Origin of the sequence: Spirilliplanes yamanashiensis, from assembly GCF_016863475.1 — a bacterium.
GTDB classification, from domain to species: Bacteria; Actinomycetota; Actinomycetes; order Mycobacteriales; family Micromonosporaceae; genus Spirilliplanes; species Spirilliplanes yamanashiensis.
In genome coordinates this window covers 99,383-111,685 of the sequence record NZ_BOOY01000007.1, presented here as the reverse complement: position 1 = coordinate 111,685, position 12,303 = coordinate 99,383, and the positions used below count along the sequence as shown (strand labels likewise).

Below are 12,303 nucleotides of genomic sequence, written 5' to 3'. Positions count from 1 at the left end.
GGCCATGTGGGACAACCTCACCGGCATCGCCCTGGTGCTGCTGCTGATCGGGCTCATCGCGTCGACCTGGCGCGGCGGCCGCGACGAGGAGCTGCGCCGGGTCGCCCGCCGGCAGGCCGACATCGACCGCAAGCTGGACCTCGTGCTGGCGCACCTGGGCGTCGCCGTGCCGGAGGAGCGGCACGACGACGTCGAGCGGCTGCTCGCCGAGGGCAAGTTCATCCACGCGGTGAAGGCCTACCGCGACCGGACGGGCGCTGGCCTGCGCGACGCCAAGGAGGCGGTGGAGGCCATCGCCCGCCGCCGCGGCCTACCCCTGCAGTAGCGCGTCGGCGACCCGCTCGACCCCCCGGCCGTCGACGGCCCCGAACGCCTTCGCGGCGAGTGCGGCCCGGGCGGCCGGGTCGGTGAGCAGGGCCCGCAGCGTCGCCACCGCCGACGGTTCCAGGGCGCCGAGCCGGCCCAGGCCCGCCGCCAGGCCCGCCGCGACCGTGCGGTCGTACCCGAGCTCCTGGTTGTCGACGACCCAGACCAGCGCGGCCGGCACACCGAGGCACAGCAGCTCCCACGTCGACGTGCCGCTGGCGCTGACCGCCAGGTCGGCCGCCGCCAGCAGCGCCGGCAGCTCGTCGGTCGGGTCCACCACGGTGAACGCCTGGCCGGGCGCGGGCGGCACGGCGGCCAGCTCGGCGCGCAGCGAGGCGTCTGCCGCCACGATCGTCGCGTCGCACGGCGCGCCGGTGGCCGCCAGCAGCCGGGCCAGCACCGGCGCGGCCCGGTAGGCGTCGGTGCCGCCGAAGAAGCACACCACGCGCGGCGGCCCCGGCCGGGCGGCCCGCGGCGCGGCCGGGCGCCGCTCGCGCACGGCCGTGCGCAGCAACGCGTAGCGCAGCCCGGCCAGGCGGGTCGCGCCGGGCGGCAGCGCCGGGGCGAGCAGCTCAGCGTCGAGGTTCTGGTCCACGTACAGGTCGGCGACCTGGCCGCGCAGGTCGCCGTCGACGATCGCGCAGGTGCGCACCCCGGCCGCCCGCAGGCCCGCGCCGACCGCCGGGTCGAGGGTGTACGAGTCCAGCACCACCGCGTCGCCGGCCAGCTCCCCCGGCGGCCGCAGCGGCAGCCCGCGCGCCGTCAGCTGGCCGGCGGCCCACGGCAGGTCCACCTCACCGAAGAAGGTGACCGCGGCGCCGCGCGCCGCGAGCTCCTCGGCCAGCGCGACGCAGCGCACCAGGTGACCGACGCCGCGCAGGCCGCCGGCGTCGCAGCGGATGCCGACCCTCACGCCTGCGCCAGCTCCTTCTGCCGCACGTGCGCGTTCGCCGCCGCCAGCTCCGGCCGGTCGGCCAGCCACGCCGCCACCTTGCCCAGCGGGACGGGGTCGTCGCCGAGCGCCGCGACGACGCCCTCGATGAGCCGCCAGTCGTCGGCGGTGTCCAGGGTCAGCCGCAGGTGCGACAGGTCCGGCTGGAGCGTCAGGCCGAGCACGTCGAACTCGTCCGGGTGGGTGTACAGGTACGAGGTGACGTGGGTGCGGTGGTAGCCGGTGGCCCGCTCGTCCAGGGCGTACAGGGCGTCGGCGCGGGCGATCTCGGCGTCCAGGCCGCGCGGCAGGGTGCGGGCCAGCGACGTGGTGAGGTAGTCCAGGCCGGGCACCGCGTGGAAGACGGCCGCCGCGCGCGCCACGATCGCCGGGTCGAGCAGCGGGCAGTCCGCGGTGAAGCGCAGCACCGCGTCGGCGGGGTGCGCGTCGAGCACGTCCAGGAAGCGGGTCAGCACGTCGTCGACGGGCCCGCGGGCGCAGGTCACGCCGAGCCGGGCGCACTCCGCCGCGACCGCGTCGTCGGCGGCCTCGACGGTGGTGGCGACCACCAGCTCGTCGACGGCGCCGGACGCGTCCGCCGCGCGCACCACCCGCTCCAGCACGGTCCGGCCGCCGAGGCGGCGCAGCACCTTGCCGGGCAGCCGGTGGGAGCCGGTGCGGGCCTGCACGATGCCGAGGGTGCGGGTCACGACAGGATCCTTCGGAGTTCGGCCACGACGCGGTCCTGCTCGGCGTCGGTGAGGTCGGCGTACAGGGGCAGGGACAGCTGCTCGGCGTAGAACGCCTCGGCGACGGGGCACATCCCGCGGCGGTAGCCCAGGTCGGCGAAGACCGGGTGCCAGTACGCCGGGATGTAGTTGACCTGCACGCCGATGCCGGCGGCGCGCAGCCGGTCGTACACCTCGCGGCGGCGGCCGCCCAGCACCCGCACCGGGTACAGGTGGCGCAGCGGGTCGGCCCAGGCGCGGCGGGCGGGCAGGCGCAGCCCGGGCACCCCGGCGAGCAGCTCGTCGTAGCGGGCGCTGAGCGCGGCGCGGCGCGCCTTGAACGCGGCGAGCCGGCGCAGCTGGGAGCTGCCGAGCGCGCACAGCACGTCGGGCAGCCGGTAGTTGAGGCCGAACTCCGGCACCTCCTGGTGCCAGCCGCCCTCGTCGGGGTACCGCAGCTCGCGGCGCTCGATGCCGACCGTGCGGAACCGGCGCACCCGCGCCATCAGCGCCGGGTCCGCGGTGGCGACCGCGCCGCCCTCGCCGGTGGTCAGGTTCTTCGTGGGGAAGAACGAGAACGTGGTGAGGTCGGCCAGCGAACCCACCGGGCGGCCCCGGTACGCCGAGCCGATGGCGTGCGCGGCGTCGGCGATGAGCACCGCGCCCGCGCTGTCGGCGACCTTGCGCAGGTCGTCGTACTCGGCGGGGTGGCCGGCGTAGTCCACCGCCGTGATCGCCCGGGTGCGGGCGGTCGTGGCGGCCGACGCGGCGGCCGGGTCGAGGTTCGCCGTGTCCTCCTCGACGTCGGCGAACACGACGGTCGCGCCGAGCATGGCCGCCGTGGAGGCGGTCGCCACGAACGTCATCGGCGTGGTGACCACCTCGTCGCCGGGGCCGACCCGGGCGGCGGCGTACGCGGTGTGCAGCGCCGCCGTGCCGTTGCTGACCGCCGCGCAGGGCGCCCCCGCGACCGCGGCCAGCTCCGCCTCGAACGCGTCCACGCGCGGGCCGGTGGTCAGCCAGTCGCTGCGCAGCGCGGCGACGACCGCCTCGACGTCGGAGTCGTCGACGCTCTGCCGTCCGTACGGGATCACCGCAGCAGCTCCCGCATCTCCTCGACGCCCAGCCACAGGTCGTTGTTGTCGGAGCGGTAGTTGAAGCCGTCCTCGACGGGGGTGCCGCCGGGCGGGGTCTGGTAGCCCCAGCTCGCCACGACCGGCTGCACCACGTAGCGGTCCGGGAAGCGCAGGGTGCGGCGGCTGTCGTCGCCGGCGATCATCTCCTCGTGCAGCTTCTCGCCCGGGCGCATGCCGACCTCGTGCGTGGGCGCGTCCGGCGCGACCGCCTCGACCAGGTCGAGGATGCGCATGCTGGGGATGCGCGGCACGAACAGCTCGCCGCCCTGCATGACGTCGAACGAGTCGACGACGAAGCGCACCGCCGCGTCGAGCGTGATCCAGAACCGGGTCATCCGCTTGTCGGTGATCGGCAGGCTCTTGCCCTCGGCGTTCAGGCGGCGGAACAGCGGGACCACCGAGCCGCGGCTGCCCATCACGTTGCCGTAGCGCACGACGGCCAGCCGGGTCGGGTGGTGGGCGGCGTAGTGGTTGCCGGCCACGAACAGCTTGTCGGCGACCAGCTTCGTGGCGCCGTACAGGTTGATCGGGCTGGACGCCTTGTCGGTGGACAGGGCGACGACCCGCTGCACCCCGGCGTCGATGGCGGCGTCGATGACGTTCTGCGAGCCGTCGACGTTGGTGGCCACGTACTCGCTCGGGTTGTACTCGGCGGTGTCGACCTGCTTGAGCGCGGCCGCGTGCACGACGTGGTCGATGCCGTGCATGGCGCGGGCCAGGCGCACCCGGTCGCGGATGTCGCCGATGAAGAAGCGCAGCCGCGGGTCGTCGCCGAACTGCTGGCGCACCTCGTACTGCTTCAGCTCGTCGCGGCTGAAGACGACGACGCGCTGCGGGTCCAGCTCGGCGAGCGCGTGCCGCAGGAACGCGCGGCCGAAGGACCCGGTCGCGCCGGTGACCAGGATGGACGATCCGGATAGAACACTCACGACTTCGACGCTCCCCACGTCCGGCAGTCAACAACGGAATCGGAGCATAGTCACGGGCGAGACGGTTTCACGCCTTCCGGAAAAGCGTTCGCCGCAATTCACGTTTCGTTCAGCTTCGATTGACCCCCGCGTCGGCATCGCTGCGGGAAGGTGGACACCCCTGACCACCCGTTCGGAGAGCACACCATGACTGAGCTGCGCAGACTGCGCGAGGCGTTCCGCACGTCCCTGGACCTGCCGCCCGACGCCGAGGTCGACGACCTGCGCTACCAGGACAACGAGAAATGGGATTCGCTGGCGCACATGTCGCTCGTGGCCGCCATCGAAGATGAATTCTCGGTGATGATCGACACCGATGACGTCATCGCTTTGTCCAGCTTCAAGGAAGCCGTGCGAATTCTCGGTGAACACGGGATTGAATTCCGTGACTGAGGCGCGGGCCGCGCTGGTCACCGGCGCCTCCCGCGGCATCGGCCTGGCGGTCGCGACGCGGCTGGCGGCGGACGGCACGGACCTCGTCCTGCACGCCTCCGAGCCGCCGGACAAGCCCGCCGCCGCGCTGGCCGAGACGTACGGCGTCACCGCCGTCGCGGTGGGTGGCGACATCGCCGACCCGGCCACCGCCACGGCGGCCGTGCGCACGGCGTTCGAGCACTTCCGCCGGCTCGACGCGCTGGTCGTCAACGCGGGCACGCACGCCGCCGGGATGCTCGGCATGACCGACGCGGCGACGGTGCAGCGGCTGTTCGCGGTCAACGCGGCCGGCGCGGCGCACACGCTGCAGGCGGCGGTGCGGCTGCTCGCCCGCGGCGCCGACCCGGCGGTGGTGCTGCTCGCGTCGGTCACCGGCGTCGCCGGCGCCCCCGGCCAGGCCGTGTACGCGGCCTCGAAGGCGGCCGTGGCGGGCCTGGCCCGGTCCGCGGCGAAGGAGCTGGGGCCGCGCGGCATCCGGGTCAACGCGGTCGCGCCCGGCTACATCGCCACCGACATGCTGTCCAGCCTGGACGACGCCGGGCGAGAGCGGGTCGTGGCCGCCACCCCGCTGGGCCGCCTGGGCGAGGCCGCCGAGGTCGCCGACGCGGTGGCGTTCCTGCTGTCGCCGCAGGCGCGGTTCGTGACGGGGCAGGTCCTCGGCGTCGACGGGGGCGTGGTCCTGTGATCCACCCGTCCGCCCGGCTCGTCGACGCCGAGACCGGCCGGGTCGTCGCCGGCGGCGAGCTGTCCGGCCTGGTCGCCGCGGCCGCCGACACCCTCGGCGCGGTGCGCGCCCCCGGCCCGGTGTTCGCGCTGACCCCGACCGACGTCGACGGCGTCGTGCGCTACCTGGGCGCGTTCGCCGCCCGGCGGGCCGTCGCCCTGCTCGACCCGGCGCTGCCCGCGCTGCCCGGCCTGGTGGAGCGCTTCGCGCCCGCCGTGGTCACCGGCGTGCGCGGCGCCGCCCCCGCCGGCTACCGCGACGCGAACCTGCCCGGCCTCGGGCCGGTGTGGCTGCGCACCGGGCGCGACGGCGTCGCGCCGCACCCCGACCTGGGGCTGCTGCTCACCACGAGCGGCTCCACCGGCAACCCGAAGCTGGTGCGGCTGTCGCGCGCCGCCGTGCGCGCCAACGCCGCGCAGATCGCCGACAGCCTCGGCATCGACGGCGCCGCCGTCGCCCCGACCACGCTGCCGCTGTTCTACACCTACGGGCTCAGCGTGCTGAACAGCCACCTGCTGCGCGGCGCGACGGTGCTGCTGGAGCGCGAGGGCCTGCTGCGGGCCGGGTTCTGGCGGGCCGTCGACACGCACCGCGCCACGTCGCTCGCCGCCGTGCCGTACCAGTACGAGATGCTGCGCCGGCTGCGCTTCGACCCCGCGCAGCACCCGTCGCTGACCACGCTGACCCAGGCCGGCGGGCGGCTGCACCCCGACCTGGTGGCCGACTTCGCCCGCCGGATGGGCGGCAACCTGTACGTCATGTACGGCCAGACCGAGGCGACCGCCCGGATGACCGTGCTGCCCCCGGCCCGCCTCGCCGACAAGCCCGGCTCGGCCGGCCTGCCGGTGCCCGGCGGGTCGCTCGCCGTCGACGGCGGCGAGATCGTCTACACCGGCCCCAACGTCATGATGGGGTACGCCGAGAGCGCCGCCGACCTGGCCCGCGGCGACGAGCTGGGCGGCGTGCTGCGCACCGGCGACCTCGGCCACCTCGACGACGAGGGCTTCCTGTTCCTGACCGGCCGGGCCAAGCGCATCGGCAAGGTGTTCGGCGTGCGGGTCAACCTCGACGACGTCGAGCGCTCCCTCGCGGCGCACGGGCCGGTGGCCGCCGTGGCGGGCGACGACCGGCTGCGCGTGTTCCTGGAGGACGGCGACCCGCGCGCCGTGCGCAGCGAGCTGGCCGCGCGGCTGGGCACCCACGTCAGCGGCCTGGACGTGCGCGCCGTCGACCGGCTGCCGCTGCTGCCCACCGGCAAGATCGATTACCGCGCCCTGGAGTCCACCGCATGACCGTGTTCACGTTGCCGCAGGCGGAGAAGGAGCGGCTGCTGACGAAGCAGCTGACCGAGCTGACGGCGCACCACCGGGCGCACTGCCCGCCGTACGCGCGGATGCTCGCCGCCACCGGCACGCCCGAGACCTTCGGGTCGGTGGCGGACCTGCCGTGGCTGCCCGTGCGGCTGTTCAAGCAGCACGAGCTCAAGAGCATCGGCGACGACGAGGTGTTCAAGGTGCTCACCTCGTCCGGCACCACGGGCGACGTCAGCCGCATCCACCTCGACAAGGCCGCCGCCGCCACGCAGACCCGGCAGCTCGGCGCCACCCTGCAGACCGTGCTCGGGCCGCAGCGGCTGCCCATGCTGCTGGTCGACTCCAAGGGCATCCTGAAGGACCGGCGGTCGTTCAGCGCCCGCGGCGCCGGGGTGCTCGGCATGGCCACCTTCGGCCGGTCGCACGTGTGGGCGCTGGACGAGGCGGGCCACCCCGACCTGCCCGCGCTGCGCGAGTTCCTGGCCCGGCACGGCGGCGCGCCGTTCCTCGTCTTCGGCTTCACCTACCTGGTGTGGCTGCACCTGTACGAGGTGGCCCGCTCCCACGGACTCGACCTGAGCAACGGCATCCTGATCCACTCCGGCGGCTGGAAGAAGCTCGTGGACCAGGCCGTCGAGCCCGCCGAGTTCCGCCGCCGGCTCGCCGGCGACACCGGCCTGAGCCGGGTGCACAACTTCTACGGCATGGTCGAGCAGATCGGCACCATCTTCCTGGAGGGCCCGTCCGGCGGGTCGCTGTACTGCCCCGACTTCGCCGACGTCGTCGTGCGCGACCCGGTGACCTGGCGCGAGCTGCCGCCCGGCGAGCCGGGGCTGCTGGAGGTGGTCAGCACGCTGCCCACCTCGTACCCCGGGCACGTGCTGCTCACCGAGGACCTGGGCGTCGTGCACGGCGTCGACGACGGCGACTGGCCCGGCAAGCGCTTCTCGGTGCTGGGGCGGCTGCCCCGGGCCGAGGCGCGGGGCTGCTCCGACACCTACCGGGAGGCGGCGTGAAGCACCTGTTCGGCGACACCGGCGACTGGCCGCACGAGCGGCTCACCGTCGGCGACCCCCGCGTCCTCGACTTCCTGGGGGCGTTCTCCCGGCGGCTGCTCAAGGCGTCGCGGGCGCACCCGGAACTGGGCTCGCTCGGCTACTTCCTGCGCCCGGCCGAGCTGACCCGCACCGTGACCCGGCTGTCGGCCGCCGTGGACGGCGCGCTGGTCTTCCCGCGCGGCAACGTCTTCCACGTGCCACCGGCCAACGTGGACACCATCTTCGTCTACTCGTGGGCGCTGTCGGCGCTGGCCGGCAACGCCAACGTCGTGCGCATCTCCGAGCGGGCCGCCGGGGCGGCGCAGGTCATCCTGGAGGCGCTGGGCGACATCGACGCCGACCCGGCGATCGCCCGCACCCAGCGGATGGTGTCCTACGGCCGCGACGACGCCGTCACCGCGGCGCTCAGCGCGTGGTGCGACCTGCGGGTCATCTGGGGCGGCGACGCCGCCGTCGCCGCGATCCGCCGGCACCCGCTGCCGCCGAGCGCGCGCGACCTGACGTTCCCCGACCGCACCTCGTGGGCCGCCGTGTCGGTGCCCGGGTGGCAGGCGGCGGACCCGGCCGCGCGGCGCGCCGCCGTCGTCGGGTTCAGCAACGACGCGTACTGGTTCGACCAGGCCGCCTGCTCGTCGCCGCGCACCGTCTTCCTCGTCGGCGACGCCGCGGCCGCCGACGCCGTGCGCGCCGAGTTCCTCGACCTGCTCGTGGACGTCGTCGCCGAGCGCGGCTGGCAGATCGAGGCCGCGATGGCCGTCGAGAAGCGGGTGAACGCGCTGGGCCTCGCCGCCACGGGGGCGGCCGACACCCTGACGTTCGCCGGCAACGCCGTCACCGCCGCCACCCTGACCGGCACCGCCGTGCTGCCGCGGCGCTGGCTCGGGGCGGGCGCGTTCCCGTTCGCCACCGTCGGCTCGCTCGCCGAGATCGTGCCGGTCATCACCCGGCAGGACCAGACGTTCAGCCACTTCGGCTTCGCCGCCGGCGAGCTGGCCGCGTTCGCCGCCGCCCTCGGCGGGCGCGGCGTCGACCGGATCGTGCCGTTCGGCTCGGCGCTCACGTTCAGCGCCGCGTGGGACGGCTACGACCTGCCGCGCGAGTTCACCCGGCTGACCACCCTGCAGGTGTGAGGCCGTGCCGCCCGCTCAGCCGCCCGCTCAGCCGGACGACCCGGCGAGCGGGCAGCACGGGCCGCCGGACGGGCTCTCGACCACGACGCCGTCCAGCGTCACGCCGGCCACGCTCTCCAGCACCAGCGGCGACCACGAGGAGACGTCGTCGTCCCCGGCGTCGCGGCGCAGGGTGCAGCGGCGCACGGCCGTGTCGGCGTAGCGCAGGACGCTGACCGCGCCGTCGATCTCGCTGCGGCCCCACCCGGCGACGCGCACCGCGTACCGGGGGCCGCGCCAGCGCACGCACACGTCCTCCACGGTGATCCGGCGGCCCACCTCGGGCCCCGCGAACCGGGCGGTGTTGTCGCCGGGCAGCAGCCGGAACCCCATGTCCACGCCGGACAGGCACGCCCCGCGCACCGCCGCGTCGTGCACCGACGACAGGTAGAACCCCTCGACCGCGTCGCGCACCCGCAGACCGGTGATCGTCAGGTCGTGCGGGTGGTACGTCGGGCCCCGCACGGTGTGCACGTCGCCGCCGACGGCGCCCCAGTGCACGGCCACGCCGGTGTGGCCGCCCGTGATGTCGGCGCCGTCGACGGTGACGCCGCGGACGGCGCCCATGACCGCGACGGCGTTGGCGGACCGGGTGGGTGCCTCGACGCGCACCCGGCGCAGCGTGACCCCCGCGATCCAGGTGGGCGGGGCGGCGTACAGGTACTCGCCGACGGTGACGCCGGTGCCCCGGTCGCCGCCGTGCTCGCCGGGCTCGCTGGGCGCCGGGCGCACGCCGACGTCCTCGACGACGACGTCCGAGCCCAGCACGTGCAGTACCGGCTCGTCGCCGGGCCCGGCGGCGTCGAGCCACGCGCCCGGGCCGCGCACGGTCCAGCCGGCCGGCACCCGCAGGCCGCCCGCGAGGGGCCAGGCGCCGGGCGGCAGTTCCAGCACGCCGGGCGGGCCGTCGAGCCGGTCCTGCAGGGTGCGCCGGTTGTGCTCCGGGTCGCCGGTGAGCATCAGCCGACCAGCACGGGGCCGGTGGCGGGGCCGAGGGTCAGGTGCAGGCCGCCGGCGTCGCGCCCGGCCACCGTGACCGGCACGTCGGCGCCGGTCGCCAGGTCCACCGCGTGCGGCGCGGCGGGCAGCGCCGGGCGGGCGACGACGGCGGCGCCCCGGTACGCGACCCGCCGCCCGGTGCGCAGCACCTTCCAGGCGGCGCGGGCGGGCTTCTGCCGGGTCCACCGGTTGCCGGGGGCGCGGGCGGGCGGCGGTGCGGCCGGCCCGGCGGCGCGCGGCAGGCGCACCTCGCGCGCGCCGGGCGCGGCGACGGCGAAGCCGGCTCCCGCCGACCGGAACACCGGCGCCGGTCCGGCCGCGGGGCGGGCGTCGATGCGGTCGATGCGCAGCCCGATGGCGTCGTTGCCGGAGAACCGGCCGGCGACGGCGGCGGGCAGCGCGCCGGCCGGGGTCAGCTCGACCACCAGCAGGCCGTCGGCCAGCTCGGCCGGGTCCAGGTCGAACGTGACCGTGCCGGCGGCGGGCACGCCGCGCAGCCAGCCCTGCCCGCGGGCCAGCACCAGCGCGCCGCGCAGCGCGCCCTGCGAGTGCACCAGCACCAGCCGGGGCCGCTCGCCGCGGGTGCGCGGCGGCCGGACCCGGTCGGCCCACCACCGGGTGGAGATCTCGTCGAGCGAGACGGCGACGGTGACCCGCACCGGTTCCGGGCCGGGGCGCAGCCGCACCGCGACCGCCCCGGCGTCGCCGGTGACCCGGCCGACGATGCCGCTGCCGCGCACCACGTTGTCGACGACCGCCACGGCCGGGTGCTGCCCGCCCGTCACGGCGGCGGGCAGGTCGAGGTGCTGCGGCGCCACGTCGTGGGCGGTGCCGAACCAGGAGCCGATCACGGCACGGGATCCATCGCCAGGTCCTTGGCCAGGTCGACCCGGGTCAGCATCGGCTCGCGGCGGGTCCACATGCGCTCGACCGCGGCGTACAGCGGGTCGGCGTCGCTCTCGATGTGCCGGAACGTGGCCCGCATGGCGCGCAGCAGGTGGTTCGCGGGCCACACCTCCCACTGCGGCACCAGCGGCGTCACCACGTCGGTGCCGCTGCGGTACAGCCACAGCCACAGCCGTGCGCGGCGCACCTGCTCCTCCGTGACGGGCTCGCCGCCGTCGCGGGCGGTCGCGATGCCGGCGTCGAGCAGCCGCCAGTAGTCCTCGGCGTCGGACGCCACGGTGGACAGCCCGCACGCGCTCCACTCCGACCAGCCGGCCTGGATGACCGGGATGCCGTACGCGGGCAGCTCGTTGCTGACGCTGCCGCGCACCGTGACACCCAGGTCGGCGAGGCTCCACAGGGCGTTCTTGCTCAGCGACGCGCTGGGCCGGAACACCAGGTGCCGCGACCGCGCGTGCCGGGCGGCGACGGAGGCGAAGAACTTCGTGCCGTCGTACAGGGCCTGGCTGGGGTGGTCGAGGAACAGCCACTGCGCGTCGGTGCGCTCGGCGGCGTAGTCCGCGGTCCGGGAGAACCAGTCGGCGAGGTCGTCGAACAGCTCGACGTTGGTGCCCAGGGCGTCCGACACGGCGTGGTTGAACACCGCCACGATGGGCTTCGCCGGGTCCAGGCCCAGCCGGGCGGCGGTGTGCGAGCGCAGCCGCGCCCGCTCGGCCGGGTCGGCCAGGTCGACCGACGCGGTGACGCCGCCGCGCCACCAGCTGGGCCGCCCCAGGTTCACCTTGGACCGCCACGCCACCAGCTCGGCGGCGTCGCGCAGCTCGTCGCGGCGCGACCAGACGCCCGCCTCGAACGCCGCGCCGATGTGCCGGGTCAGCTCCTGGCGGAACGTGCCGGTGCCGGAGTCGGTCTCCGGGTACAGCCCGTACGCCTTGAGGCAGCCGGTCTGCTGGGTGTGGATGACGGGCACCCGGGCGCGGCGGGCCGCCTCGACGGCGAGCCCCCACTGGTCGTAGTCGACGTGGCTGGTGACCAGCGCGGTGACGGCGCCGCCGAGCAGGGCGGCGTACACCTCGGCGAGGCCGGCGCCCAGCGCGGCGCGCTCGGCGTACCCCGGCGGGTCGGCCGGCATCCTGGGCACCTTCGCCAGGCGGCAGTAGGTGGCGTCGGCGTACGCGCGCAGGGTCTGCGCATCGATCGGCGCACCCGGCGGCAGCTCGCGGCCCGCGACCACCGGCCGGGCGCCGCGGGCGACGAGGTCGTAGACGTCGATGACGTCCTCGGCGCCGAACGCCCGGCAGAACCGGGTCATCAGCGCGGTGTCGAAGCCGCTCCACAGGGTGCGCTTCCAGTCCGCCTGCACGCCGGTGACGACGACCAGGCGGGCGGGGCGCAGCCGGCGCAGCGCGTTGGCGAACACCAGGTTGCGCAGGGTGACCCGGATGTCCTGGTGGAACGCCTCGACCACGACGTAGGCGTCGTCGGCGGGGCGCGGCAGGTTCTTCTCCCAGTACACCTCGGCGGCGTCGAGGAAGAGGTTCAGCTCGCTCTTGTCGGCCTTGAGCCACAT

General features: G+C 75.7%; 13 protein-coding genes. 6 read left to right on the top strand and 7 right to left on the bottom strand.

The annotated features are described in order from the left end of the window. Window positions 1-4 precede the first annotated feature (4 nt). Window positions 5-325, top strand: coding sequence for a hypothetical protein (locus Sya03_RS06775; RefSeq protein WP_203937322.1), 321 nt, complete (start codon window positions 5-7; stop codon window positions 323-325). Here the strand turns inward: Sya03_RS06775 and Sya03_RS06770 are convergent. From Sya03_RS06770 to pseB, 4 genes are read right to left on the bottom strand one after another with little or no spacing between them, the layout of a single operon-like run. Then, on the bottom strand, window positions 311-1,279 hold the full coding sequence (locus Sya03_RS06770) for a PseG/SpsG family protein (RefSeq protein WP_203937321.1): 969 nt from the start codon (window positions 1,277-1,279) through the stop codon (window positions 311-313). The two genes, Sya03_RS06775 and Sya03_RS06770, sit on opposite strands and share 15 nt — an antisense overlap. Next, the gene (locus Sya03_RS06765) at window positions 1,276-2,007 is read right to left on the bottom strand and encodes a cytidylyltransferase domain-containing protein (RefSeq protein ID WP_203937320.1); all 732 of its coding nucleotides are present in this window, start codon (window positions 2,005-2,007) and stop codon (window positions 1,276-1,278) included. Before Sya03_RS06765 ends, Sya03_RS06770 begins: the two co-directional genes overlap by 4 nt. After that, the gene (locus Sya03_RS06760) at window positions 2,004-3,119 is read right to left on the bottom strand and encodes a DegT/DnrJ/EryC1/StrS family aminotransferase (RefSeq protein WP_203937319.1); all 1,116 of its coding nucleotides are present in this window, start codon (window positions 3,117-3,119) and stop codon (window positions 2,004-2,006) included. Before Sya03_RS06760 ends, Sya03_RS06765 begins: the two co-directional genes overlap by 4 nt. Then, entirely contained in the window at window positions 3,116-4,090 is a 975-nt protein-coding gene (gene pseB, locus Sya03_RS06755; RefSeq protein WP_203937318.1) for a UDP-N-acetylglucosamine 4,6-dehydratase (inverting), read from the bottom strand. The genes Sya03_RS06760 and pseB overlap by 4 nt, the downstream gene beginning before the upstream one ends. A gap of 186 nt (window positions 4,091-4,276) precedes the next feature. Between pseB and Sya03_RS06750 the strand changes: the two genes are divergently transcribed. The 5 genes from Sya03_RS06750 to Sya03_RS06730 are packed head-to-tail and all read left to right on the top strand — an operon-like array spanning window position 4,277 to window position 8,789. Beyond that, entirely contained in the window at window positions 4,277-4,522 is a 246-nt protein-coding gene (locus tag Sya03_RS06750) for an acyl carrier protein (protein ID WP_203937317.1), read from the top strand. After that, the gene (locus tag Sya03_RS06745) at window positions 4,494-5,249 is read left to right on the top strand and encodes an SDR family oxidoreductase (RefSeq protein WP_370872079.1); all 756 of its coding nucleotides are present in this window, start codon (window positions 4,494-4,496) and stop codon (window positions 5,247-5,249) included. The genes Sya03_RS06750 and Sya03_RS06745 overlap by 29 nt, the downstream gene beginning before the upstream one ends. Next, window positions 5,246-6,580, top strand: a complete 1,335-nt coding sequence (locus Sya03_RS06740) for an AMP-binding protein (RefSeq protein WP_203937315.1) — start codon at window positions 5,246-5,248, stop codon at window positions 6,578-6,580. Before Sya03_RS06745 ends, Sya03_RS06740 begins: the two co-directional genes overlap by 4 nt. Beyond that, window positions 6,577-7,617: a LuxE/PaaK family acyltransferase gene (locus Sya03_RS06735; protein WP_203937314.1), complete on the top strand. Its 1,041-nt coding sequence runs from the start codon at window positions 6,577-6,579 to the stop codon at window positions 7,615-7,617. Before Sya03_RS06740 ends, Sya03_RS06735 begins: the two co-directional genes overlap by 4 nt. After that, window positions 7,614-8,789: an acyl-CoA reductase gene (locus tag Sya03_RS06730; RefSeq protein WP_239107165.1), complete on the top strand. Its 1,176-nt coding sequence runs from the start codon at window positions 7,614-7,616 to the stop codon at window positions 8,787-8,789. Before Sya03_RS06735 ends, Sya03_RS06730 begins: the two co-directional genes overlap by 4 nt. A gap of 27 nt (window positions 8,790-8,816) precedes the next feature. Here Sya03_RS06730 and Sya03_RS06725 read toward each other — a convergent pair whose 3' ends face one another. The 3 genes from Sya03_RS06725 to Sya03_RS06715 are packed head-to-tail and all read right to left on the bottom strand — an operon-like array spanning window position 8,817 to window position 12,303. Further along, window positions 8,817-9,788 (bottom strand): right-handed parallel beta-helix repeat-containing protein, encoded by a 972-nt coding sequence (locus Sya03_RS06725; RefSeq protein WP_203937313.1) that lies wholly within the window; start codon window positions 9,786-9,788, stop codon window positions 8,817-8,819. After that, a complete protein-coding gene (locus tag Sya03_RS06720) occupies window positions 9,788-10,678 on the bottom strand; it encodes a hypothetical protein (protein ID WP_203937312.1) in 891 nt (296 codons plus the stop codon). The genes Sya03_RS06725 and Sya03_RS06720 overlap by 1 nt, the downstream gene beginning before the upstream one ends. Next, entirely contained in the window at window positions 10,675-12,303 is a 1,629-nt protein-coding gene (locus tag Sya03_RS06715; RefSeq protein ID WP_203937311.1) for a hypothetical protein, read from the bottom strand. The genes Sya03_RS06720 and Sya03_RS06715 overlap by 4 nt, the downstream gene beginning before the upstream one ends.

Bases quoted from the DNA above. Each gene is read 5' to 3' on its own strand.
- Sya03_RS06725 (WP_203937313.1), bottom strand. From the start codon at position 9,788: ATGCTCACCGGCGACCCGGAGCACAACCGGCGCACCCTGCAGGACCGG.
- Sya03_RS06715 (WP_203937311.1), bottom strand. From the start codon at position 12,303: ATGTGGCTCAAGGCCGACAAGAGCGAGCTGAACCTCTTCCTCGACGCC.
- Sya03_RS06775 (WP_203937322.1), top strand. From the start codon at position 5: ATGTGGGACAACCTCACCGGCATCGCCCTGGTGCTGCTGCTGATCGGG.
- Sya03_RS06750 (WP_203937317.1), top strand. From the start codon at position 4,277: ATGACTGAGCTGCGCAGACTGCGCGAGGCGTTCCGCACGTCCCTGGAC.
- Sya03_RS06735 (WP_203937314.1), top strand. From the start codon at position 6,577: ATGACCGTGTTCACGTTGCCGCAGGCGGAGAAGGAGCGGCTGCTGACG.